The sequence below is a fragment of the uncultured Aliivibrio sp. genome (assembly GCF_946479765.1).
Classification (GTDB): domain Bacteria; phylum Pseudomonadota; class Gammaproteobacteria; order Enterobacterales; family Vibrionaceae; genus Aliivibrio.
In genome coordinates, this window is sequence record NZ_CAMLHO010000035.1 from 1 (window position 1) to 26265 (window position 26265).

20 protein-coding genes and 2 tRNA genes are annotated in these 26265 nt (G+C 36.2%); 11 read left to right on the forward strand and 11 right to left on the reverse strand.

The genetic code is table 11. The features are described from left to right. From Q1K78_RS12895 to Q1K78_RS12905, 3 genes are all read left to right on the forward strand, one after another. On the forward strand, positions 1–514 hold a 514-nt coding region (locus Q1K78_RS12895; RefSeq protein ID WP_300179399.1), incomplete at its 5' end, for a GGDEF domain-containing protein. A 418-nt stretch (positions 515–932) separates the two neighbouring features. After that, on the forward strand, positions 933–1364 hold the full coding sequence (locus Q1K78_RS12900) for a PTS sugar transporter subunit IIA (protein ID WP_300179402.1): 432 nt from the start codon (positions 933–935) through the stop codon (positions 1362–1364). Positions 1365–1387: 23 nt separating this feature from the next. Continuing rightward, positions 1388–2797, forward strand: coding sequence for a fructose-specific PTS transporter subunit EIIC (locus Q1K78_RS12905; RefSeq protein WP_300179405.1), 1410 nt, complete (start codon positions 1388–1390; stop codon positions 2795–2797). Between the two features lie 85 nt (positions 2798–2882). On the opposite strand, the gene Q1K78_RS12910 is transcribed toward Q1K78_RS12905, so the two are convergent. Beyond that, on the reverse strand, positions 2883–3446 hold the full coding sequence (locus Q1K78_RS12910; protein WP_300179408.1) for a DUF308 domain-containing protein: 564 nt from the start codon (positions 3444–3446) through the stop codon (positions 2883–2885). Positions 3447–3741: 295 nt separating this feature from the next. Here Q1K78_RS12910 and Q1K78_RS12915 point away from each other — a divergent pair, with 295 nt between their 5' ends. After that, the gene (locus Q1K78_RS12915) at positions 3742–4998 is read left to right on the forward strand and encodes a mechanosensitive ion channel family protein (protein ID WP_300179411.1); all 1257 of its coding nucleotides are present in this window, start codon (positions 3742–3744) and stop codon (positions 4996–4998) included. A 116-nt stretch (positions 4999–5114) separates the two neighbouring features. Here Q1K78_RS12915 and Q1K78_RS12920 read toward each other — a convergent pair whose 3' ends face one another. Together Q1K78_RS12920 and Q1K78_RS12925 are read right to left on the reverse strand one after the other, a co-directional pair. Continuing rightward, positions 5115–7019, reverse strand: coding sequence for a methyl-accepting chemotaxis protein (locus Q1K78_RS12920; RefSeq protein WP_366899982.1), 1905 nt, complete (start codon positions 7017–7019; stop codon positions 5115–5117). Between the two features lie 292 nt (positions 7020–7311). Beyond that, positions 7312–7402: transfer RNA gene (locus tag Q1K78_RS12925), tRNA-Ser, on the reverse strand. Positions 7403–7761: 359 nt separating this feature from the next. Between Q1K78_RS12925 and Q1K78_RS12930 the strand changes: the two genes are divergently transcribed. Next, on the forward strand, positions 7762–8853 hold the full coding sequence (locus Q1K78_RS12930; RefSeq protein WP_300179418.1) for a methyl-accepting chemotaxis protein: 1092 nt from the start codon (positions 7762–7764) through the stop codon (positions 8851–8853). A gap of 382 nt (positions 8854–9235) precedes the next feature. Here the strand turns inward: Q1K78_RS12930 and Q1K78_RS12935 are convergent, their stop codons facing one another. Further along, positions 9236–9802, reverse strand: coding sequence for a response regulator (locus Q1K78_RS12935; RefSeq protein WP_300179421.1), 567 nt, complete (start codon positions 9800–9802; stop codon positions 9236–9238). Continuing rightward, entirely contained in the window at positions 9799–11424 is a 1626-nt protein-coding gene (locus tag Q1K78_RS12940; protein ID WP_300179424.1) for an ATP-binding protein, read from the reverse strand. The genes Q1K78_RS12935 and Q1K78_RS12940 overlap by 4 nt, the downstream gene beginning before the upstream one ends. Positions 11425–11695: 271 nt before the next feature. Here Q1K78_RS12940 and Q1K78_RS12945 point away from each other — a divergent pair, with 271 nt between their 5' ends. After that, the gene (locus tag Q1K78_RS12945; protein ID WP_300179427.1) at positions 11696–13042 is read left to right on the forward strand and encodes a hypothetical protein; all 1347 of its coding nucleotides are present in this window, start codon (positions 11696–11698) and stop codon (positions 13040–13042) included. Positions 13043–13512: 470 nt separating this feature from the next. On the opposite strand, the gene Q1K78_RS12950 is transcribed toward Q1K78_RS12945, so the two are convergent. Further along, positions 13513–13603 (reverse strand) — tRNA-Ser (locus Q1K78_RS12950). A gap of 465 nt (positions 13604–14068) precedes the next feature. Here Q1K78_RS12950 and Q1K78_RS12955 point away from each other — a divergent pair. The 4 genes from Q1K78_RS12955 (at position 14069) to Q1K78_RS12970 (ending at position 18712) form a co-directional block, all read left to right on the forward strand. Beyond that, complete coding sequence (locus Q1K78_RS12955) at positions 14069–15328, forward strand: DEAD/DEAH box helicase (protein ID WP_300179430.1); 1260 nt, start codon at positions 14069–14071, stop codon at positions 15326–15328. Between the two features lie 310 nt (positions 15329–15638). Further along, the gene (locus Q1K78_RS12960) at positions 15639–16514 is read left to right on the forward strand and encodes a TonB-dependent receptor (RefSeq protein WP_300179433.1); all 876 of its coding nucleotides are present in this window, start codon (positions 15639–15641) and stop codon (positions 16512–16514) included. A gap of 3 nt (positions 16515–16517) precedes the next feature. Continuing rightward, complete coding sequence (locus tag Q1K78_RS12965) at positions 16518–17642, forward strand: BamA/TamA family outer membrane protein (protein WP_300179436.1); 1125 nt, start codon at positions 16518–16520, stop codon at positions 17640–17642. An 11-nt stretch (positions 17643–17653) separates the two neighbouring features. Continuing rightward, entirely contained in the window at positions 17654–18712 is a 1059-nt protein-coding gene (locus Q1K78_RS12970; protein ID WP_300179439.1) for a DUF4056 domain-containing protein, read from the forward strand. Positions 18713–18792: 80 nt separating this feature from the next. On the opposite strand, the gene Q1K78_RS12975 is transcribed toward Q1K78_RS12970, so the two are convergent. The 4 genes from Q1K78_RS12975 to Q1K78_RS12990 form a co-directional block, all read right to left on the reverse strand. Next, a complete protein-coding gene (locus Q1K78_RS12975) occupies positions 18793–20394 on the reverse strand; it encodes a BCCT family transporter (protein WP_300179442.1) in 1602 nt (533 codons plus the stop codon). A gap of 199 nt (positions 20395–20593) precedes the next feature. Next, entirely contained in the window at positions 20594–21724 is a 1131-nt protein-coding gene (locus Q1K78_RS12980; RefSeq protein ID WP_300179445.1) for an HlyD family secretion protein, read from the reverse strand. Then, positions 21724–22104: a DUF3302 domain-containing protein gene (locus Q1K78_RS12985; protein WP_300179448.1), complete on the reverse strand. Its 381-nt coding sequence runs from the start codon at positions 22102–22104 to the stop codon at positions 21724–21726. The genes Q1K78_RS12980 and Q1K78_RS12985 overlap by 1 nt, the downstream gene beginning before the upstream one ends. A 168-nt stretch (positions 22105–22272) precedes the next feature. Then, on the reverse strand, positions 22273–23505 hold the full coding sequence (locus Q1K78_RS12990; RefSeq protein WP_300179450.1) for a GGDEF domain-containing protein: 1233 nt from the start codon (positions 23503–23505) through the stop codon (positions 22273–22275). A 147-nt stretch (positions 23506–23652) separates the two neighbouring features. Between Q1K78_RS12990 and Q1K78_RS12995 the strand changes: the two genes are divergently transcribed. Next, the gene (locus Q1K78_RS12995; protein WP_300179453.1) at positions 23653–24012 is read left to right on the forward strand and encodes a late competence development ComFB family protein; all 360 of its coding nucleotides are present in this window, start codon (positions 23653–23655) and stop codon (positions 24010–24012) included. 57 nt (positions 24013–24069) lie between these two features. Here the strand turns inward: Q1K78_RS12995 and Q1K78_RS13000 are convergent, their stop codons facing one another. Then, positions 24070–26082: an exoribonuclease II gene (locus Q1K78_RS13000; protein ID WP_300179456.1), complete on the reverse strand. Its 2013-nt coding sequence runs from the start codon at positions 26080–26082 to the stop codon at positions 24070–24072. Positions 26083–26265: the final 183 nt, after the last annotated feature.

Genomic DNA, 26265 nt, shown 5'->3' on the forward strand with positions numbered 1-26265 from the left:
GAGCATCTCAGTATTATTATTATTTACCATTTTAAAAATTAAATATCTAAATGTTGAAAATTTCACAGATCCATTAACTCGCTGCCTAAACCGTCGAAAGTTTATGATTGATTATGATAAGGCGATGAAAAGCGATCATGGCTTTTTGATTTTAGATATTGATAATTTTAAATCGATTAATGATAATTACGGACATGATGTTGGTGATTACGTTCTAGTTAAGGTCGCGAATGTTCTTAAAGTTGCACTTGGCAATGAGCAGCAATGTTATCGTATTGGTGGTGAAGAGTTTGTTGTTATCTTTGATGAGAACAATAAAGAACGTGCAATTAAGTTAGCTGAAGATATTAGGCATAGTATCGAAAATGTAATTTGGAACGATGAAATTATCGTGACCATTAGTGGTGGGTTAAGTTTTTCTGATGTAAATAAGAATACTTATAAAGCCGCAGATGAATTATTGTATAAAGCTAAGCGTGGCACGAAAAATATTATTATTAATGATATTGAATAATCAATGCTTATTGTAATGCTATGGTTAAATAGTCAGATTTTTCCATTTCAAATATATCCGTTATAACGAAAACTAAAGCACATTAAATGACACATATTTAATGTGCTTTACCTCTATTTTTGTCCATGGTTCTTTCTGTGTATTCATTTTTTATCGATTTTTAAATCATCCCTTTATTTTAAATTTATGTAACTCATTGTTAATTAAGGTGGTTTGCTCGGTGATTTGCTGGTTTCTTTACTTTCTATCTTTTTTTAACGACATAATTGTTACTGCCATCACACTTTGATTCTACGGGTACAAAAATCCAGTAAATGCTTGAAATGTCATCTTACCAATACTCGATTAAATTCATATTATTCCCTTGTCAACTTAATGCAGTTTGAATTAAGTAAAAATTCTTATTAAGGGCAATACCATGATCACGACACTAGTAAATACCAATCTAATTAAATTGAATTTAGAAGCAACGACCAAAGATGGCGTATTTTCTGAATTAGCTGAGATGTTATTACAAAATAACCGTATTGATAATAAAGAAAACTTTTTAGCCGGTATTTATGAGCGTGAGGCACAGTGTGTTACCTCTGATATGGGCATCGCTTATCCTCATACTAAAAATGCCGCTGTTATTGAACCCGCTATTGCTATTGGTGTTGCAAAAACTGCCATTGAATACGATGCAGATGATGACCAACCAACCGTATTTTTTATGATTGCTTCACCAGAAAGCGGCGATCACCACATTTATGCACTACAAGCGTTATTTGAAAAGTTCGGTGATGACTTAATTGCCGACATACACAAAGCGACAACGGAACAAGAAATTTTAGACCTATTGATTAATTAATTTCACTTTTAGGAATACTTCTTATGTCAACGATGACTGCAACGCAAAGTCCAACTGATTGGAAAAAAACTTTATCTACACTAAAAGGGCATTTACTTTTTGGTACGTCTCACATGCTTCCATTCGTGGTTGCTGGTGGGGTTTTATTAGCTCTAGCGGTAATGGCAACAGGTAAGGGTGCCGTTCCTGATACGGGTATCTTAGCGGATATTTCTACCATTGCGATCAAAGGCCTTGTACTTTTCCCTATTATTCTTGGTGGCTTCATTGGTTACTCAATTGCAGACAAACCAGCGTTAGCGCCAGCATTTATTGCATCAGGTATTATGGCTGATTTGGGTGGTGGTTTCCTTGGCTGTATCATTGCCGGTTTTATCGCTGGCGGTGTGGTACTTCAACTTAAGAAGCTTCCTATTCCGGCTCACCTAAGTGCGCTTGGTGTGTACTTTATTTACCCTCTAGTTGGTACATTAGTCTCTGCGGGTATCGTTATGTGGGGCCTAGGCGCTGCTATCTCTTCATTCATGATTGCGATGAACGAATTTTTAGCATCAATGGCGGGTTCTTCTAAAGCGGTTCTTGGTGCGATTCTTGGTGGTATGACGGCATTTGATATGGGTGGCCCAATCAATAAAGTAGCAACCTTGTTCGCTCAAACTCAAGTAAATACACAACCATGGTTGATGGGTGGTGTTGGTATCGCGATTTGTACTCCGCCGCTAGGCATGGCACTTGCTACTTTCATGTTTAAGAAGAAATTCTCTAAAGAAGAGCAAGAAGCAGGTAAAGCAGCAGCAATCATGGGTTCAATTGGTATCTCTGAAGGTGCTATCCCATTCGCAGCAAATGACCCAATGCGTGTTCTTCCATCTATCGTTGCTGGTGGTATGGTTGGTTGTGTGTTCGGCTTTATGACTGATGTGTTACTTCATGCACCTTGGGGTGGATTAATTACCGCTCCGGTATCTAGCAACATCCCAATGTACGTGGTTGGTATTGTTTTAGGTTCATTAACAACGGCATTAATCGTTGGCTTTTGGAAGCCGGTTTATGTAGAAGAAAATGACGCTGTTGCAACCGCTCCAGTACAAACACAAACACAAACAGCGGCACCAGTTGCTGGTGAAGGCGAGTACGATGTTCTTGCGGTTACTTGTTGTCCTTCAGGTGTTGCGCACACATTCATGGCAGCAAAAGCGCTAGAGAAAGCGGGTGCAGCAGCAGGTATCAAGATTAAAGTTGAGACACAAGGCTCTAATGGTTTAATGAATAAGCTGACAGCGAAAGATGTTGCGAACGCGAAGTTCATCATCCTTGCTCATGATATTCCAGTAAAAGAAGGTGAACGTTTCACGAACATTCGCCAAGTTGAATGTTCAACCAAAGGCGCAATGAAAACGGCACTATCATTGATTCAAGATAACTTAAAATAACAAGTTTGCTCTAAGCTAATCCAAAGCCTCTTAATTCCCCTAAGAGGCTTTTTTATGTATTAATTATACTTATTTAATCAGGAGACTATTTATTATTTACTAGCTTTTTCATTTGTAAGCCAAGAAAAATAAAGCTGATCCCTTCTAGTAGTAATGAAACACCAACAAAAGTACCTAATAATGATAATGAGAACTCAGGATTATCTAGTAGAAAGAAGAAATATCCTCCAATAACAACGGAGAGTAGACCACTTAAAATCACCATACCGCTACCAGGAAGACTTCTATTTGTCATCCCAAAAATCATACGTGTTAGACCGTTAAAAATCATTACAACAACCATTATTGTTGTTATTGTCATAAGACCTTCTAGCGGGTTAAAGAGAATAAATAAACCGCCAACAATATAGAGTAGTGCACTTAATACGTACCATAATTTTTCTTTCCAAGAATGAATACGGAAAGTATGGTAAACCTGAACAAGACCTGTAATTAATAATAAGGTGCCGATGATCGTTGAAATCGTTACACCAGCAATTACAGGTAGGCTCGTTGCCCCTAACCCTGCAAGCGCGACAATGACGCCAACAATAATAAAATATTTCCAGCTTTTTGAAATTAATGCCTGACTTGACGTTTGATTTTCCATTTTAACCTCTGAGTTAAATGTAAGGGACTTAATTATTGTAGTCTAAAACATATGATGTGAATCAAAGGCAAACTTAGTTTTCATATTTTGTGATTTAGCTCGCATTGTAATCTTCTTGTATAAGAAAGAAGCGGCTTGGAATTATAATGCGTACATTCATACTTTTTACGAACATATATAGACTAAAATTAGTACTTGTAGAATCAATTTAATAGCTTAAAATTATTGTTTTAAATCGGTATATTCATGCCATATTCTTCATTTTTTAAGTGAATAAGAAAATAAGGACGACAACTTGTTAGATCATCATGTACGTAATTATATTTCAGCTAAATTAACCTCTTTCGGCATAAATAGTGACCCTTATGGTTTAGAACTTACGGTTGTATTTGTTCTTGCTGTCATCGTGGTTGCTATTATTAGTTATCTGATTACTCGACATATTATTATTCGGACGATCACAAATATCCTCCATCGAGCGAATAAACCTTTATTAGAGAGTTTTTTAAATAACAACGTGTTCGAAAAGTTGACTCTGCTTGTCCCTATTACTATTCTGGATTTACTGATCCCTCTGGCTCTTGGCCACTATACGTTACTCTCGGCTATTACTGATAAAGTTCTGAGTATTTCGATTCTTGTTATCTTCTTATCCATGCTGTTTGCATTACTTGATGCTCTTAATGATTTTGCGACATCTAAAGGCATTACACGCCGAATGCCAATCAAGAGTTTTGTCCAGCTGACTAAGCTATTTGCTTTTTTTGTCGGGATCGTCGTTTCTATGTCTATCCTTGCTAATGAATCTCCGGTGATATTCTTAAGTGGATTAGGGGTGGCAACCGGGTTTGTTATGTTGGTATTTAAAGACACTATTTTGGGTTTTGTTGCCGGTATACAGCTTTCTGCTAACCGTATGATCAGTTTGAATGATTGGATTGAAATGGATTCGTTTAAAGCAAATGGCACAGTAGAAGAGATTTCATTAACGACGGTAAAGGTCCGAAATTTTGATAATACCCTCAGTATGATCCCCGCATATGCATTAGTTCAAAATGCGTTTATTAACTGGCAAGGTATGTCAGATTCTGGTGGCCGACGCATTAAACGTGCGGTTAACATTGATGTTAATTCGATTCGCTTTATGACAGATGAAGAGATTGAGTCACTAAAAGAAATTCGTATTCTTAGAGAGTATCTGTTTGAAAAAACAAAAGAGATAAAAACATTTAATGAGGAGTTAGATGATATTCCGCATTTGGGTAATATCCGTCAAATGACTAATATGGGAATTTTCCGTGCCTATTTAGCTTCTTATTTACGTACTCATAAAGACATTCATCCATACATGATGTTTATGGTGCGTCAATTAGAACCAACTCCGGAGGGATTACCATTACAGATCTATGCGTTTACCAATAATACAGATTGGGTAGTTTACGAAGGTGTGCAAGCTGATATTTTTGATCATATCTACTCGATCATGCCATTGTTTGATTTACGAGCATATCAAGCGATTAGTGGTCACGATGCTTTATTGATTGGTAAATAGAAATAAATCTTAATTTTCTGAAGATCTTATTTAATAGAAGCTAAGAATTATCCCTCCTTCCATGCGACATTGATGTAATGTCGCACGGAGGGGGAGAATTCGTAAATTGAGTATTATTACAATTTAAAATGTGCGATTTCTTGCTTTAAATTATTCGCTAAATCAGCCAATATTGCAGACTGTTCTTCGGCATTTATTAAATCAGCGACTAATGATACTGTTGAATCTCGAATCGCAAGAGTATTTTGATTGATTTCATTAGTAACAGCAGTTTGTTCTTCAGCTGAGGTGGCAATAGTCGTGGTCATATCATTAATTTGATTGATAACTTGATTAATCACAGTTAAAGATTGAGAGACATGTTGAACATTCGATACGCTATTGTCGGCAAGTGAATGGCTTTCATCCATGATATCAATAGCATTTTGAATGACTGCTTGTAAGGCTTCAATGGTTGTTTGTATTTCTTCCGTTGATGCGTGTGTACGTTGGCTTAACATGCGAACTTCATCAGCAACAACGGAGAAACCTCTACCATGCTCTCCTGCACGAGCGGCTTCGATAGCTGCATTTAATGCTAATAAATTAGTTTGTTCTGAAATGTTTTTAATTGTAGATAATATTATCGATATATTTTGAGAGTGGATGTTTAAAGTATAAACAACATCCATTGCAGTTTTAGTTTTATTGGATAAGTCATTAATTGCTTGCTGGCTTTCATTCATTTTTGACGCACTGTTCATTGAAAAATCTACTGCGTTATTCGCTTCTTTTGCTGCATTTTCTGTGTTGTATGCAATTTCTTGAGTGGTCGCTGCCATTTCATGTATAGCTGTTGCAATAAGGTTAATTTCATCTTGTTGATCTTGGATATTAATTTTACTTAAATTTGTATTTTTAAGAGATTGTTGAGATTGAATTTCTAGTTCAATAGAAATATCACGTAAACGAGAAATCATGGTGTGCATACCTTCTATAAAGGTATTAAAATAAGTGGCAAGTAAACCAATCTCATCCATGTATTTTGGTGTAATTTTTTGTGTTAGGTCTCCCTCGCCTTCAATAATTTTTCGCAAGGAATTGGTGATGTCATTTAATGGTTTAAGTAAAAATCCAATTAATAGTGCAGTGATAACAAGGCTAATTAATAGTAATATCACTGCTGGTGTTAAGTTATTGATTAATAGTTCTCTTAATGGAGCATCTATTTTTTTCTGATCGAGAATGTAAACTAGGCTCCAGTCACTATTAGGAATTTTACTTCCCCATATGCTTTTGTTTTCATGGTCACTCTGAAATGTAATGTTCAACATTTCATTTGCATTCATTATTTTATTTAATACTGTAGCTGTTAATGCAGGTTCAATGTCTGAAATAGGTTTTAAAGTATTGTCAGGATCGTAATGAGCTAAAATCATGCCATTGTTATGAATTAAAATAGTTTTACCATTAGCGGGTAATTGAATGTTATTCACTTTTTTAATCAATGAATCAATCGGTAAATTAGCGCCGACTACGCCATTTTTGCTTGGCGTAGGGGATACGATCATGATACGCAAAATATCTTTACTTGACGCACTATAGCTTGGTTTTGTGGTCATTAATGTATTTTTTTCTAAAGCGTTATTATACCACGATTTAGTTAATGGATCGTATGCGGTACGATCAATGCTCGTATCTGAGTCTCTCATTCGACCATTATTTTCCGCAAAATAAGTTAGTTGTAATTCACCAATTTTCTGTGCTTGTTGTAACGCGAAAATGACATCACCATTATTAATGTCTTGAGCTAAAGAGTTTACAATGTCTTTGTGTAATAGTAACCATTCACCAAATCGCTCAGCTTGAACTTTACCTATATTCATAGTTTCGGAATGAATTTGAGAATGTAAATTATTCTTTTGAGTTATATATGTAATAGTTGTGAGTGTTGTGATTATTATTGTTATGAATATAAACATTGAAACGAGTAATTTTGCTTTTAAAGACATAGATGAACCTTGTATATTGAGTGAGCACATTCTTAAATGTAGATTCTAATATTTTTAATTAATTATCATATATCTTAATTTATTTTAATTAAATGTACATTTAGTAGACTGTATTGAAAGTAAAACTAAAATTAGTGCTGTAGAGAAAAAATAAAAGAAAATTAATTTTGATACAACCAAAATACTTTATTATATTGATTAGTAAGGTGTGAATTATTTTAAATAAAAGGAAAATCGTTATAATTTAGTAAAACAAGTGTGAGTATAGTAGGTTTAGTTTGAAGTATGAAAAAAGCCCTTGAATAATCAAGGGCTTAATGTTTGGTGGAGGGATAGGGATTTGAACCCTAGAACCGCTATTAACGGTTGCCGGTTTTCAAGACCGGTGCTTTCGACCACTCAGCCATCCCTCCAATGCCTATATAATAGATATAGACCTTTTAATTGTAAACCTTTAATTCATGCAAATGACGCGTTTGCTCTTTAATTGCACAATTTGCTTTTTATTTATGCTTTAGGTAGGCATGTATGAATAAATGAGTGCAGAAAAGCTGAGTTAGTATTGTTGATAGCTAATCCAATACAATGTAAGCAAACGTATATCAATTTAAAATTTAATATATCAATTAGTTGATGTGGTTGGAGTTATGTTAATGGGCGGTTATTATTGTAGTGAGGTGATTTTAGGCTAACAATGCGATATAATTAGTATAGGAATAATTAAGTACGTAGTTTATTAATGACTATGCGTATTATAGAGGTTAGATCTACCATGTTATCTTTCGATATTTTTAGAAAAACACATTTCCACGAAGAAAAAATTAATGAGCTTCAACATGCAATTGAACAATTACAATATAAAATTATCGAGAAAGATAATGAACTTAGTAATCAACAAAATGATCTAGAACAACAAGATCAACTGCTGAGAGTGCAGATCGCATTTTCAAATAGTTTATTACAAACAATATCACCAATTGAACATATACGCACAAATATGGCGACATCTGTGGATAAGCTAAAAGGATATCTGGAACAAAATGTAAAAGATAACCGTGATGGCATTTCTATTTTAACTGCATTTAGCAGTATATTAAGTGAGTTGATGATAGAAGTAACTAATAGTGGCAATTCTCTTGATGTGTTAAAAATAAATTCAACAGATATTAGTCAATTCGTTATTACGATTAATTCTGTTTCAGATCAGACTAATTTATTGGCATTAAATGCAGCGATAGAAGCGGCAAGAGCAGGTGAGCATGGTCGCGGATTTGCCGTGGTTGCTGACGAAGTGAGAAAATTAGCACAAAATGCAAGTATAGCAGCGAGCCAGATTCAGTTAGAAGTAAGTAATATTAGTGATAATACTCTGCGTTGTGATCAAAGTGCGCAGTTAATTGAACAACAATGTGCTCATTTAAGTGAAAGGATTAATGAATTAGTCGAGATTGTGACATCTTTAGTTAATAAGTCACAACAATTGTATTCTCTAGTTGAATCTATTTATTCTTCCATTTTTTTAAGATTAGTACAATTAGACCACGTTGTGTGGAAAGCAAATATATATCAACGAGTTCATAAGCGAGATTTCAGTAGTTCAGATGTAGCAGACCATCATCAGTGTCGTTTAGGTAAGTGGTATTATATTGGTCGTGGGAAACAGTTATTTTCAGATTGTTCATCATATAAACAATTGGAAGAGCCTCATGCTAATGTCCATAATGAAGGTCGATTAGCACTTCTGGCTTTTAATGAAGCTGATGAAATTCAAGGAATGCATCATTTAGAATTAATGGAGAAAGCTGCTGAAATCGTTATTCACTTACTTGATAAAATCGAAGGTGAAATAATGTTACTTTCGTAAGAGTAATTAAAATTATGTTTATTTTCTAAAAGTAGAAGAGATGGTCGTCGTTTATTGTTAAGATCTAGCGATTAATCAGCATCACTCATTCAACCTTAGCTCTTAAATATTGATACAACACCTAAAGTATCAATATTTAGGCGTTGTATTTGTTCTAAGGAGTACGTTAGTATTGATAATGCTACTTATGAACATTCCTTTTGAGTTGTTTGAATACAGGTTATTTTCATTCAGATAATAAGCATATATCGTTATATTAAGTCAAATTGAATCGATATCAAAGAGATGTAATAACTGCTATTTGTAGTAATGTCAATAAGTTCATCATTGACGCTCACCGACCGTTACTTAACTGACACATTGAATGTAGCTAGTTTAAATATTACGAAATTAATTTTAGGTTTTTCTTAAATAAGCTTAAATCTATTTTTGATTTAATATTAGCTCTATGGTATTCGACTGTTTTAATAGCTAGATTTAATTCTATTGCTATTTCTTTCGAAGAGAACCCAAAGGCAAGCCAATCAGCTATTACACATTCTCTTTTTGTCAGTTTGTGCCTCTCTTGATAAAACTCAATTAAGGACCCACTGCGAATTAATGCAGTATTGATGGTTTCTAGTAAAATATGGTTATCAATTGGTTTTTCTAAAAAATCGATAGCCCCTTTTTTTATAGCTTCGACCACAATATGGACTTGACTATGACCCGTTAAAAAAATAATTGGCCAATGAGGCATTATTTCATTTAGTTTATTTTGCAGTTCTAATCCACTCATTTCTGGCATGCGTAGATCGAGTATAATACATGCAGGTTCATAAGTTACTTTAATGCTCTCTAAAAATGCCGTTGCAGAGGAAAATCCTTTGCAATTTAGGTTATTAATAAGAAATAATCGTGTCATTGCTTTTAATAATAGTGGGTCGTCATCAATAAAATATACGGTCATGATAATGTGTTAACTGTAGGTAAATAGAGTTGGAATGTTGCACCTGTTTTATGGTGTGTTTTTTCTTTGTGTATTAATTTTATTTTTCCACCAAAGCCTTCTAACATTGTTCGACAAACCGATAAGCCTAATCCGAAGCCATCTTTTTTTGTGGTAAATAAGCTATCAAAAATACGGTCAGCGACAACATTGTCAATATCTTTACCATTATTAGTTATATTTATCTCTACATATCCATGACTTGTTCGTGCTGAAATTTCAACATAAGTAGCATCTGCTTGAATTGCATTTTTAATTAAATTAATGAAGACTTGCGTCATACAAAGGCGGTCGGCTTTTATGATCACGTTAAAGAGACTATCGATACCTTTGAATTGAACTTGATTATTCCTACATAGATCATTCAGTAAACGTAGAGCGTCATTAACGCAATTTGATAATATTATTTCCTCAATATAAAGAGTTTCCTTTGCAAGGATACCTTTGTAAATTCGATGGTGAATTTGCACCGCTTTACTTAAAGCAAATGCTACATCTTGGTTAAGTTCTAGTAGTAAGCTTCGGCTAACATCCTTTCCTTTTTTGAGCAGGTCGATAGATAGCTGACTAGTGGTTAATGCGGCTTGTAGAGGTGAGGCAACTTCGTGTGCAATGGTTGCTCCTAGTTCACTTAATGATGACTTTTGCGCCAAGTTCGCCAACATCATTTCACTATTACGTAAACGCTCATTTGATATTTTTTGATTATCGTAATAAGTCCCGAGTAACAGAGCAATAAATGCAATGACTGCAAATAACGTTTGTATCTCAGTTACTGTATATATTGTTGTTTCAGTGTAGATGAAAATAAATGCAACGAATAAGTTAACAATAAATGCGGTAGTTATCCCTGATTTTAGACCATATTTGGCTGAGATTAATGTGACAGGAAGAAGAAGCAAATAGTGATATGTAGCAAGCTCAGGCTTTAAAGTTACTAAGATAAAAAGCCCAGCACTAAGTGAAATAGCAAGAAAACAATGCACTAGTATTAAAGAGTGCACGCTACGTTTTAGGAGCAGCAATTGCGTCCTTACATTCCGATTATAAGCAGTATACTCTAGCCAAAAAGCGAGGAGAGTAAACATTAATAACCCAGTGAAATCACCGATAAAAAAGGATATAAAGAGTTTATGAATATTTTGCCAGTTGATAAATCCATAATGATAAAAGAGAGCAGATGCAAGCATACTAGAAATTAACGTTGAGACTAGACACGTTATGATAAAAGGCCAAAGTGTTTTTACGTGAATAATACAGAATGTTTTAGAACCTAATAACCATTTTAATACGATACCAGACAAGCCATAAGTTAAGGTTTGACGTAAAATATGTAACCAATTGAACGATGTTAACTCCCAAGGAGGAACATCAAAAAAACTAGCTAAAGTGGCACAAATATAAATAAGTGGCAGTACCTTTAAACCTTGAATAAAACTAATTGCCAATATAAAGGCAGGAGCAGGAAAAAAGGTACTTAATGCGGAGGCATGTGGATCTGCTAAAAATAATAGCGAAAATTGATATAGAACGATAAATGTAATGACATAGCGTAAGCCATAAAGAAAAGAAGTGCTATTCACGAGGATCTACTTATTTATTTTAATAAATATAGCCCGTAGGCTGATAATGTGGCGCGAACTATAACTATTTGTAATCCTCGTTACTATTAATTTTTTTCAGAAACATAATTATGATAATGCAATTGTTCGAAATAACATCAAATTATTCGTAAGTAGTTCTTTTCGGTTTGAATTTCAATCAAACCTAGTAATTTTTACTGATCCGCATTCTGTCTACTTCGAGTACATTCACCTCTTCATTTAGAAGAATAATTAATACACGAGGATCCGTATGACACACTCGAAATTAACAGCATGCATGAGTTTAATAGCCGCTTTGTTAACTGGCTGTAATGAATCAGATAAGTCTAATAATTCAAATTCTGACACTCATTTTCTTAAAGCTATCGATGGCTATTTAGTTGATGCTGAAGTTTATATTGATCGTAATGAAAACGGCTTACCAGATAATGATGAGAAATTAAAGCAATTAACAAATGAGTCTGGTGTTATTGCCATACCAGTTAAAGATAAAGGTTTTGATGTTATCGTTGAAGCAATTGTAGGTAAAACACGTGATAGTGACAAAGGCGGGACGATAGATCAAAGCTTTAGGCTTGTAGCTAATGGTGTTGGATCGGTAATTACGCCATTTACTACTATTGCAAAGGCACAAAACAAAACGCTTCAAGAATTAGCCACAGAGCTTGGTTATGATGTTGATGTGTTAAGTCAAGATTACATTGCATTAAAGGCCTCTAATCCAGAAGCTAAAAAGGTGCACCTCTTTGCTCGTAGTGTGGTAAGTGAATTAAATAAAGATTTGGGAAGTGATATTTTTGATAAACAAATTAAAACGATTAAGGACGAGATTGATACCTTGGTAAATAAAGATGAAGATCTTGATAGTTTTAATATTTACTTATCTGATACAGGTCTAGCGTCAACAGTGCCAATGCAACCACCACTGCATAAATTTTTAGATAATACTAAATATACATCGATGAGTTTCAATGATTTTTGGAGAACGGGAGATGATGAGCTAGCAAATTGGCAGTTTGATATCAAGAAAAAGACGGTTTCTATTGGGGGTGAGTTATATGAATTAATGTTTGATAAATTTAATCCGAATTCATTTTTTATGACATTTCCTGATAATGGAGAGGGTTGTGAGGTTGCTTATACCGCAGGAATTTGTCGTTCTGATATGCAAGATGACTTTGTTTTTATAGATAATAAATTTGCCTTAGCTACATCTATTGATGGTGATCTTCAAATGTACTTGAAACCAAGTTCAACGGAGTTGATTACTAATCAATTGTTAGGGGTTGATAGTTTTCCTTTAACTGGTATGAATATCGATGGAAATAGTTATTATCATCTTGATGACAAATCAGCCAATTGGGACTCAAATCCTGTTCTTAGTGAGATTAGTAAAGGAAGCATTACTGTTTCTAATATTGAAAATGGCTTGATTACTATGAATAATAAGGATTATGTTATTTTGCGTGGTAACGGGCAGGTTTATATTATGAAGCGAGTTCGTGATAATCACCCGTCATTGCTATTTCGTAGTAAGGAATTGGCTGATTTTATTCTAGATAAATGGAAAAATCATACGTTAGAGCAACCTCAATAAAGCGACCTGATTTATTATGATATTTATATTAGGATAAGTGTTTAAAGTTAGGTATGTTTTGTTTGGGACAAACATTACTAATAAACGAATTGTAGTGGCATGGTGAATTATGCCACCTACTTAGAGTTCTAGGCATAAAATAGTAAGCCTAATTGCAGAAATTGAATTCAAGTTCAATCTCGCACTAACAAACTTTGGGAAAAAAACGAGTTAGAAAATGCGATCTTCCGTAGGTCATGTTTTGATGTTTATGGCCTACAATTTCAGACACTACATGCTCTTCGACATTCTCACGTTTTAACTTGTCAGTAAAGGTATGACGGAGTGAAAGTGGAGTAGCGATACGAGTATAGTACACGCTATTTGGGAGTCTTAATAAGTACATCTGTGCCACCTTTCTGTGCAAGGTGATTTTCGATAGTACAGATACAAAAAAACCGTTGTAAAAACAGCGGTTTAATCTTTTAATTTGGTGGAGGGATAGGGATTTGAACCCTAGAACCGCTATTAACGGTTGCCGGTTTTCAAGACCGGTGCTTTCGACCACTCAGCCATCCCTCCATGCCGCGTATAGTAGTGGCTTACTCTTATCTTGTAAACCCTTAAATGCATACAAATAGTCTATTTGCCTTTAAATTGAACGATGTGTGTCAATTTTGAACTTTTCTAAGATAATCTAGCGTATCGCAAAGTATACTGTTTTTTTGCATTACCCTAACGTAATGAAATAACAAATATTTGTAGAGAAGTTGTGTGGGAAAAGTTAGTTGATGTAAGAATGGAATATTTTACGCAGAAAAAATTGCAATCAAACTAAGATATTGAACTAAAGTTGAGAGTTTTATTCAATTTAAAGAGAAATATATACAGACTATTTTTCTTGAGGTTTTAGCCAGTAATCTCATTTTTATAGCATTTATATTGGGAAATAAAATGATGATTTTTATCAGGTGATAAACTTAGCTTAGGGTTCTTGATTTACTTTTGCTACAATCGGCGCAAATTATTGCCAATCAAAGGTTCATCATGTCATTTGCTTCATTAGGGTTATCTGAACAGCTTCTTAATACCGTATCGGAATTAGGTTTTAAAGAGGCGACACCTGTTCAGCAACAAGCTATTCCTCTCGTATTACAAGGACATGATGTACTTGCAGGAGCACAAACAGGTACAGGTAAAACAGCCGCTTTTGGTTTACCTCTTATCCAACGTTTGATTGAGAATCCAACTAACCGTAGTCAAGGCTCAAAAGTTATCCGCAGTTTGATTTTGACGCCTACGCGTGAATTAGCACAACAAGTATTTGATAGCTTGGTTAGTTATACTAAAAATACAGACATTAAAGTCGTTGTTGCTTATGGTGGTACGAGTATTAATGTTCAAAAAGATAATTTAGCGGGTGGTGCGGATATTGTAGTCGCTACACCAGGGCGCTTATTGGATCTAGTTCATATCAATACGATCACTTTAAACCAAGCAGAATTTTTAGTGTTAGATGAAGCCGACCGTATGTTAGATATGGGCTTTATTCCTGATATCAAAAAGATTTTATGTAAAATGCCAGCAGAACACCAAACACTATTTTTCTCAGCAACGTTCAGTGCCAAAGTAAGAGAAATTGCTCATTACATGCTGCACAAACCAAAAGAAGTGCAAGTAACGCCAACAAATAGTACGGCGGATACGGTAGAGCAAATTATTTATCCTGTAGATAAACATCGTAAAAGTGAGCTACTAGCATATTTGATTGGTTCTCGTAATTGGCAACAAGTGCTTGTGTTTACTAAAACAAAGCAAGGCTCTGATGATCTAGTTAAAGAGCTTAAGAAAGATGGTATAAAAGCGGTTTCTATTAATGGCGATAAAAGTCAAGGTGCTCGTTTACGTGCGCTAGAAGAGTTTAAAACAGGTAAAGTTCGCGCGTTAATCGCAACAGATATCGCGGCTCGTGGTCTTGATATTGAACAGTTAGAATGTGTGATCAACTATGAATTACCATTTAAAGCCGAAGATTATATACACCGTATCGGTCGTACTGGTCGAGCTGGACATACGGGTAAAGCTATTTCATTAATGAGTTCAAATGAAGAGTATTTATTGCAAGCGATTGAAACCCTGCTTGAAACTCGTTTACCGCAAGAGTGGCTAAAAGGATACGAACCTGATCCAAACGCTCGAGTAGTAAAAGAAGACCATTCACGTCAAAGTCGTGGTCGCTCAGCGGATAAAAGAAAAATGAAAGCAAAAATGAAAGTACACGCAAACCGCGGTAAGAATAAGCGTTGATACTATATTGCTCTTAAATTATTGATGAAAAAATGCCAGTGTGAAGATGATTAAATCCTCACACTGGCATTTTTATTTGGCTATATATTAAGCTATATTAGTATTGTGTCCGTTTGCTCTACAATTTGTTGGTTCTAATTTTTAATTTTGTGATCTTAATTATAGCCCGTACTAAATTACTCAAATATTAGACTTGACTTATTGCTTTGTAAAATAATGTAAAATTGAGTTGATCATATCAATATCAAGCGTATGATTCCGAAAAACTGAAACCACTTTTGGGCTACTTTCCTTCAGTTCTGGAGCTTTTATGATGCAAAGAGCACTTTTTGTACTTTGCCTATTGTTTTTATCTCACTCTCCTTCTTTATTCGCAGAATCTTTTACACTACCCATTTGGAAAAAAGAAGCAGAAGCGCGTGGCTATACACTGCCTGAAGCGTTTGGTCTGAACGTCAGTTACATGAAGCAAACTCAAGATATCTCGGTAGATAGTATTGGTTTTGAGGGGACTATTCCCGCGTTGTTCCCTTGGAAGCCACCTCATCAAATTAGTAATTTAGTTGAAATAGATGCAGTTGGTACTGGTAAACAAATGAGTGAAGTCCTTACCTTACGTGGTGATGTTTGGTTATTTCCTTTCTTAAATTTATACGGAATTGTAGGGCAGCTTAAAGGATATTCAGAAACTGATATAAAGATAGATCTAAAAACTTCGAAAGGGAATAGACCACTAGGAACTACCCCCTTCAGATTGGATCTTAATGGTACACTTTATGGAGCCGGTTTTGTTCTGGCTGGTGGCTATAAAGATATTTTTGCATTAGTAGATGCTAGTTATACTGAAACTAATTTAAATGTTATTGATGGTTCAATCTCTTCAATTGTTATCTCTCCACGTATAGGGTATGACTTCGCTCGAATGGGAGCTCCCGTTCGCCTATGGGTTGGTGCTATGTATCAAGATGTAGAGCAATCTTTATCTGGAAACTTAAATGATATCGGCTTAGGAGCTCTATCTGGATTAGTTGATAATGGTCGCTTTAATGTAGAGCAACACTTAATAACACCGTGGAACCCAATTGTAGGTATGCAGTATAAATTGCATGATCGACTTTATTTACTGGGTGAGGCGGGGTTTGGTAACCGTACAAGTTTATTCTTAAGCGTTGATATGCGATTTTAAATCATGAAGTTATTAACTATATCGACGGCAGCTTTACTAAGTTGCTGCGCATTTTCGATCTCTGCGAAAGAGAAGCCACAAAGCTGGGTTGATACTTTTCTTGAAGAATTAGGGTCATCTGAAGATATTGACGTCAGTAAAGGTGTCGATTGGGCTGTACTCCCCGGGCCTTTTGTTAATCCTGAACAAGGTTTTGGCATTGGCGTTGCGGCTGTTGGTTTATATTCACCACTTAAAGATAAAGAAAGCGCACCGTTATCAACCATTAATATTACTGGTTATGGTTCAACGTCTGGATCTTACGGTGTTGGGGTTAATAATCGAACCTATTTTGAGAATGATGACTTACGTTTATTGGTTCAAGCTAAAGCTAGTCATACTCCTGAATATTATTGGGGAGTAGGTAAATCAGCGGCAGAAAATGAGAATAATAAAACCCTCGTTGAGGCTCAAATTCTCGGATTTACTCCGAAAATTGCTTATCAATTCTTACCGAGTACGTACTTTCTTATCGGGGTTGATATGGAGAGTTATCGCAATATTTCATCAGATACCTCTATGCTGACACAGAATGAACTGAGTGATACGTTCTTAAGCGCTTCTACATTGAGCATTGAATACGACAGTCGCGATTTCGAGTTAAATGCACATAAAGGAATGCTATTTAGTGTTAATTGGAATGCGTATCGTACTGAGTTTGGTTCAGATTATGACTTTGATAAAGTAACAGTAAATTATCGTCAATATCAAAAAGTATTACCTAATACTGTATTGGCATGGGAAGTGTTTGCTGAAGATGTACAAGGGGATATTCCTTGGTTTGCTCTGTCATCTTTAGGTAGTGATAAGCGAATGAGAGGCTATTATTCTGGTCAATATCGAGATAATAGTCAGTTATCCGCACAAATTGAAATTCGCCAACAATTCACTCAACGACATGGAATGGTCGCGTGGGTCGGTGGTGGTAATGTTGCAGGTTCTCATCAAGATCTACTTGATAGCAAGTGGCTACCGACTTATGGTATAGGTTATCGTTTTGCGTTTAAACCAAGAGTTAATGTAAGACTTGACTATGGATTAGGGAAAGACAGCCAAGCGGTCTATTTTCAAATAAATGAAGCATTTTAGAGAATAAGTAAATGAAGAATACAGTAACCACGCTTATTATTAGTAGCTTATTATCGAGTTTGTCTTTCTTTGCTGTGGCTGATGCTGATGCGCCGGCAGGAGTAAGACCCTGCTGCGCGTTTGGAACCAATCTAAAAACAGAGGTAGGCGGGATCCCGGTGCCGTTTGTATTAGTAGAGAATGTAATGAATATCAAGGATCTTGGTGTTCATATCTATAACGATGGTTCTCAAGGAATTGCTAGCAGTTTGATGGGCTTAGGAGATGAAAGTAATGGCATATTTTACTCTGAAAAGGGGGGCTTTTTAGATTCTGCTCATATTCGTGATACTGCGGATTTTACTTATTATCTTTATGGTGAGTTCTATAAGCATTTAGGGAGTGACTATAAAGTGATGCTGTCACCTGAGTTAAAAACTCGTATTATACAACTACATCCTACATATCAAGAATACACTCAAGTAGAGCGACAAAAGATCAGTATTGAGCTTGCTGCATTAACATCTTATCGTTTGGCACAGTGGCATGAAATTGCTCAATGGTTTGGTATGGAGTCGGTCGGTGGTTTTAAAGAGTACGCCTCGGCGTTTTCGCCAGAAGATCTTTATTCGAATATGCTGGGAGCTCTTTTAGCAAGTGATGTTATCAGTGTTAATCCAAATTTAAACAAAGATGCATTTTCTACGGCAATGACGAAGGCAATAAATACAAAATTTATTGAGTTAGGTGTTGGCACTAAAGAAGAATCAAAAGCGCAAATTCAAAAAATGGATGGGATCTGGTGGGACAGTTCTAAGCGGTTGCCAAATAAATGGGTTGTGATCCACAGAGAGTATCACTTAGGAACCGATTTACAACCAAATGGCTTTAAAGGTGAAGTTGAAGAGAGTGTTTCAACTGAATATGAAGCATTAGCTACGTTTATGTTAATGCCAAATGAAAATGATAAAGATTTTTCAGCATTACCTAACTCGTTAAAAAATAAACCTTATTGGACGCCAAGTGATTTTCAGGCAATTGCTGATTTTGCTAAAGCGCATGATGATAAAGAATTGGCGACGAAAAGATAATTAAATAATGTGTAATAAAAAGCCCCGAACAAGTACTTTAATTTAAAGTATTATTCGGGGCTTTTTTTATCTTTTATTAATTATGCTTTTGCTTTATTTGATTTTGGAATAGTGCCGTATTTCTCAGTACTAAATCCTTTAACTAAACTTACGCACATTAAAAGTAAGATAAAAGTAAATGGTAACGCTGTAGAAACAGTACCGGCTTGCAGTGCTTGCATCGCTTCAGTCCCACCAACCCATAATAATACGGCAGCGATAGAACCTTGAACGATTGCCCAGAAAATGCGTTGTGGTACTGGCGCATCTACTTTACCACCAGCGGTAATACTGTCGATAACCAATGAACCTGAATCTGATGATGTTACAAAGAACACCATGATTAGGATGATTGAGATCACAGAAAGAGCAGTGCTCATTGGCAATGCATCATACATATTAAACAATGCCATTGTGATGTCTTGTAGACCATTTTCACCAAGCTCACCGACTTTGTTCGTGACTTGTTTCATAGCGATACCACCAAAAGCCGACATCCATAATGCGGTTGCTGCTGTTGGGATTAGCATTACTGAAATCAAGAATTGACGAACCGTACGGCCTTTCGATACACGTGCAATGAACATACCTACAAATGGAGACCATGAAATCCACCATGCCCAGTAGAATACTGTCCAACCGTGCATCCAACCTTCATCAGGACGACCGTGTGGATTACTTAGTGGAATGATGTTCTCGATGTAGCCCATAACCGTTAATGGTATTGCTGCCATGACATCAGAAAATCCGATGATGATAATGAAAATAAGTAAGGCAAGAGCAACAAGCATATTTACATTACTAAGTAGTTTTACACCACCATCAATCCCACGAATAACCGAGATCATTGCAAGCATTGTAACAAAAATGATGACACCAATTTGCATATTGACGCCGCCATTAGTACCAAATACATGGTTGATACCACCAGCGGCTTGTTGTGCGCCTAAACCAAGAGAGGTTGCAAGGCCAAATAATGTCGCTAATACGGTTAAGATATCAATGATATGACCAAACCAGCCCCATGTTCTGTCACCTAAAATAGGATAGAAAACAGAACGCATAGATAGCGGTAAGCCTTTGTTAAACGTAAAGAAAGCTAAAGAAAGAGCAACAATACCGTAAATAGCCCAAGGGTGAATACCCCAGTGATACATAGTTGCACCTAATGCTAATTTTCTTGCTTCTTCAGTCAATGGTTCAACCGCTAGCGGTGTACCATACCAATCAGTAAAGTAAGCTACAGGCTCAGCAACACCATAAAACATTAACCCAATACCCATGCCAGCAGCAAATAGCATTGCCATCCATGAAATAGTGGAATGTTCAGGTTTTGCGTTATCGCCACCAAGGCGGATCTTACCAAAAGGAGAGATAATTAGAAGTAAACTGAAAACAAGGAAGATATTACTAGACCACATAAATAAACCATCAAAGTTATTGATGATGCTTAATTTTACGCCGTCAAGAATGGATTTTGCTTCTGTTGGGTCCATAACCAGAAGAACAGTAAGAAATAAAATAATTGCACCAGCGCTAATACCAAAAACTTGGTTATGTATATCAAAACCCCATTTTTGAATATTGTCTTGCCCAATTTCATAATCAGTACTGTCAATGCTGTACTTATCCGTAGTACTCATGTGTCCTCACATAATATATATGATAGCTCCAATCGGAGGCTACCCAAGCTCTGTTAACATTTTGATAACAGCTTTTTTCGCGACGAATAGTATCAGAGTTAAGAAAAAAAGCATATGTTTATTTATGGGATTTGACATTTAAAAAACGCCTTAAAACAGTGTATTAAGGCGCTATAAATTGATTCATATTTCTGGTTGTTTAGTGGTCAAGATACAGATAGTTTTGCCAAGACTTCATACGGATTAATACCTTGCGCATAATAGACACATGTTCAAAACTATCGGAATAAACGGATATTTCAGCATTAGCACCGATAGGAAGGTGGAATTCTGACACGTCTTCCGTTAATTTTAATTTAACCATCGCTCGGCCATTGGTTCGGATTGCATTCGTGCCAAGCAATGAGCCAGAGGCTTGGATTTGTCCCTCTCCAATTGCTGGAATGACTTCGACGATTTCTCCTTGGAATACTCTACCTGGGATTGCGCGGAATAAAAATTCTGCTTTAAAGCCTTTTTGTAAACGTTGTAATGAGTTTTGACGAAAAGCACCAACAAAGTATTGGTCTTCAGTATGAACAAATGTCATTACAGGGCGAAGAGGGATAGGTACAGCCATCATTCCTGGACGAAGTGCCATTTGTGTCACATAGCCATCCGTTGGGGCTCTTACTATCGTCTCATCTAAATTGAATTGTGCTTGCTCTAACTCTGCACGCATACGAGCAACTGTCGTGTTTTCACCGTTAATTTCAGATTCTAATGCCAATTTAGCTTGCTGCTCTTGAGCTTGAACTGATTCAACTGTTGCTTGAGTTGCTTTGTATGTTTGTTTACGTGTATCTAATTGTTGTGCAGTAAACGCCCCTTTTTTATAGCCTTTATCGTAACGTTTAAATTCACGATACGCTTTGTCTTTATCTGCAATGGCTTTGATGGTGTTTGCTTGAGCAGATTTATAGATAGACTCTAATTGTAAAGCAGCTTGCTCTGCTTCATTTAATGAAGCCTGCTTACGGACGACTTCAGCCCGAAATGGAATGTCATCGATTTTAAATAGAATATCACCAGTCACTACCGGTTCGTTAGGTGTAACATTCACCTCAACAACTTTTCCTTTTACGCTAGGTACAATAGGGGTTGTCACATAGAACTGACCACCATATTGGGTAAATGGGTGGTTATAGTTCATTAATAAAACCAGAGTGCCGACTAAAATAACACCACCAAGACCAGCGGTAGGTACTGTCCATTTATTTAGTGGGATCTTGAAGATCTTAAAGATGGCGATACATAACGCGGTGTAGGTAAGAATAAGCAATAAATCCATTATACTTGCTCCTCTTTAGGTGGCTGCAGGGGTGACTGTTTGGCTTGATTTACTTCTAGTTGAGAGAGTTTTTCTGTCAGTAACTCAACTTGATCGTTTAAATGATTAACGCGTGTTTGCAGTTCTAACTGATTATTTTCAATCTTATGAAACCCCCAACCACGATCTTCTCTCCATAGCGTTGCCCAGATCCAAAGGAATGGCCATAGAACGTGAAGAGTAAATAAACTGACCCATCCGGCAATATGGATAGCATCTGAATGAGGGTGGTCACGCTTATGAGCTATTTCGTATGGAATGTCATGAATAACAATAATCCCGTAGAAAATAACTAGAGCAACAAATACTAATAAGCCTAGAGCAAAATAATCTAAAAACATAAACGCATCCTTGTAGTTTACTATTTTGATAGTAACAAAGTAGTTACTTTTTAATAACTTGAGTGTCGCATTGCTTAGATAAATACGCAAGACATTATCTAATTTGAAAATAAAAAAGCCAACATAGACTCATGTTGGCTTTTTTGTTTTTTTATTACGATTTAGTTTTTATAAGCTAACGCAATTTCGTCCACCATCTTTAGCTCGGTAGAGTGCAGTATCCGAGGCTTTGATGACTTCTTGTGGTTTTCGGTATTCGGTATTGTCCGCAACCCCGATACTAATTGTCACGTTAACCACTTTAGTTTTATTGTTTTTACCTCGGTTCGCTTGCCCTTCTTTTTTGTCTTTAGGACGAGTCGATGGATCTCGGATAATTAAGTCATAATTAGCAATATCTTCACGAAGCTCTTCCAAATACTCAAGGCTTTGTTCAGCCGTTTTTCCTTTGAACAATACCGTAAATTCTTCACCACCATAACGATATACTTTTGCATTGCCGCCTGTTTGTGCCATGACACTTGCGACCAATTTGAGTACATCATCGCCAGTATCGTGACCATAAGTGTCATTAAATTTCTTGAAGTGATCGACATCAAGCATCGCTATAGTATAGCGACGACCTAGATGTTTCATTTCTGACTCTAAAGCTCGACGACCAGGGATATTGGTCAATTGATCAATAAAGGCCAATTCATGGCTAGCTGAAATAATGTAAAGAAGTAAAAGCAAGGCAGCAATTGAAAACATGGTGCTTGAGATGAAATCAACACTAAAGAGTGCAAAGGTTAAAGATGAATACAATAAACAAGTATAAGACGCCAAATCAGTGCTGTTGTTGCGGGTAAGAACAAAGATGGCAGAAAGCCCACACATTACTAAACTATAAAGAACAATGATAATGGGTAGTGGTGAAACCTCTGGGATATTGAGTAGGTAAGTCCCCCAAATATTAGACATGTCATTATCAGCAAAGTGAGAGACAATGATCCAGCACCAAAAGAACATAAAAAGAAGAATACCTAAATAACCTGCACCATATTTAGAGAAAATACGACGTTCAGGAAAAATAAAAGTGGCCATCATAGAAATAGGTAATAATAGGGCGGTTAAGGTAAATTCAATTCGTGTTGTGGCGTAGGAGAGTGGTACTTGCAGTCGTTCTTGAATTACCCAGTAAGCAATTGCCATACTGATGGCTATCATGCCAACTCGACCTTGGTTGAAAGGTTGGCTTAAAAGCAATACAATAAATAATACAATGTATGGTAATATATATGAAAATCCTTTGTTTTCAGAGGATAATTGGATAATGCCATCCATTCCTGTAATCACAGAAACAACGATGATTATAGGCAATAACAGCTTAAATAATGGATGACTCAGAAGGCTAAAAGACATTGTTTTTTAACTAATCCTAATTAATCTAAAAAAAGAAAGAGTTTGTCACTGAATTGATAGGACAAGTCTTTATTCTATCAATAACGTAGCTCTATTCATATGCTTGCAATGATACTTATATGCATTTAATAACAATAAGGCATCTTTATGGGATCAAATATTCATAATTATATGGAAGTTCTAGTTGGAAAGCGATTTATTGAACTCAATTTTCATCAGTTTTATACACTTGACCAAATCTCGGATATAAAATGTATTGCTTTAAATCAGCTTCCAACACTTTATATTCGTCATAGCTTAGATATGTTAGCGGCAACACCTCAGAAAAAATTAGTACAATATGATGATATGGTTGCGGCGGCAGTTGAAAATGCAGAAAAAATGGTGGCAAATGATCGCAGAGAAAGAAAGGATGACTTCGAAAATATTGTTGTCTATGCTCCGAAAGATCGTTTTGAGTTAGAAGATGAAGAAATTCCATTTTCTGGTGAGATTAAATTAGATTAAAAAAATCCCATACAGCGGTGTGTCTGTATGGGATTTCTTGTTAACTAAAGAAACAGATTAAGCGTCAGTTGGTTCAACTTGCTCTGTTACTTCAACGACAGGCGCAGGAAACGCTTGTAATGGCTTTGCAACCATATTACGAGTGTCTTCTTTAACTTCAGCAAGAATAACGGTCAGTTGATCGCCAAGCTTGAATGTCTCATGCTTATCGATTGAGATCGTTCCTTGGTCTCCATTACACTCAATGCGTTCTTTGTTATCAACAATTAATGAACCCGGAATGAAAGCCGCAGCGCCGTTCTCAATTAAACGAACACGCATGCCTGCACGATTAATATCAAAAATCTCAGCGGTAAATTGCGTTTCTTTTTCAACTTCAGACGCTAACGTTCGGCAATATAGCCAATCACTTACATTGCGTTCAGCCATACGATGGTAACGACGGCTTAATGCTAACTCTTCACCAACGATATCATCAGGACGTTGCACTGGTTCTTTATTTAAGATGTGTGCTTTAAGCATGCGATGGTTGATCATATCGCTGTATTTACGGATAGGAGACGTCCATGTTGCGTAAATATCTAAGCCCATTGCGTAATGAGGTAATGGTTCGTTGCCTGTTTCGCTATAGGTTTGGTATTTACGAATACGAGCATCTAAGTAAGAAGTAGGTTGCTTACCAAGAAGACGACGAAGCTCACTAAAGCCTTCTAGAGTGGCAATTTGCTCTTCGCTGAACTCAACACCATCTAATTGATTTACAATTTCAATTACGTCTTTCAATTTGTCAGATTTAATACCGGCATGAGAGTTAAAAACGCCCATGTTAAAGGTATTACGAAGCGTTTTACCCGCACAGATGTTTGCAGTAACCATTGCTTCTTCAACTAACTTATTTGCACTACGACGCATATCAGCATGAATAGCTACGACATCATTCGCTTCATCTAATTCAAAACGATAATCAGGACGGTCAGGGAAGATAACCGCATGAGTTTCACGCCATGCAGTGCGTGCTTGTGCAAATGCATATAATTCAGTTACAACCTGAGCGATAGTTTCATTAGGCTGCCATTTATCACATGAACCCGTTTCTAGAAAATCTGACACATTATCGTACGCTAGACGAGCATGAGATTTCATTGTCGCAGCGAAGAAGTTGATAGACTCTTCATCGATGGTGCCATCAGCGGCTACTTTTACTGTGCAGCAAATAGCAGGGCGTTCTTCGTTTTCGATAAGTGAACATAATTGGTCACTTAAATCACGAGGTAGCATCGGAATGTTGCGACCTGGCAAGTAAATAGTATAGCCACGTTTACGAGCTACTTGATCCATGCTGTCATCTGGTGTGATGTAAGCCGTTGGGTCTGCAATCGCAATCGTTAATTCAAAAGAACCGTCTTCTTGTTTTTTAATGTATAGCGCATCATCCATGTCTTTGGTTGATTCACCATCAATCGTAACGAAAGGCGTTTCTGTCATATCGATACGGATTAGATCTGCATCATCTTTGATTTCCCAATTATCTATGCCTTCTGGTTCAGAGTTTGGTAAATTATTTTGTGCAAGTGTTACCCACCATGGTGCAATTTTATCATCACTGTCTGTTATTTTATGGGTAACTTCACATAGGAAGCTTTGATCACCTTTCAATGGGTGCTGAGTTAGTTCTGCAACAACCCAGTCTCCTTCTTGTAAGCTTTCAGGGTTTACGCCTTTACGAGCTTTTGCTTTTATAGCATTTTTTAGACTTGGGTGATCTGGCATTACTTGTAGGCGTTTTTTAAACATCTGAATGCGGCCGATAAATCGAGTAATTGATTGTTCAATTAATTGATCTGGTTCGGCTTGTTCTTTGTCATTTTCAGTTCGGACCAAGGCGACTATCTTGTCACCATGCATCACTTTTTTCATTTGTGCTGGTGGTATAAAGATACTTTTCTTTTTATCGTCTGATTCTAAAAAACCAAAACCACGGTCGGTTGCTTTTACCGTACCTTCTTTTTTAGGCAGCTTATTTTGTATTTGTTGCTTTAATTGCGCTAGTAGTGGGTTATCTTGAAACATGAGCCTTCATACTATAAATAAGGAAATGACCTGCTAACTTTACTATCGCCCTTAATTGATTGCTAGAAAAGACCGATGAAATATGCAAAAAAGCATGCGCAATGTACAAAAAACTATCAAAACTAAGAAAATATCACTAAATTTGTGAAGTTGCTCAATTTTTTCTGGTAATTCTTGCCGTAT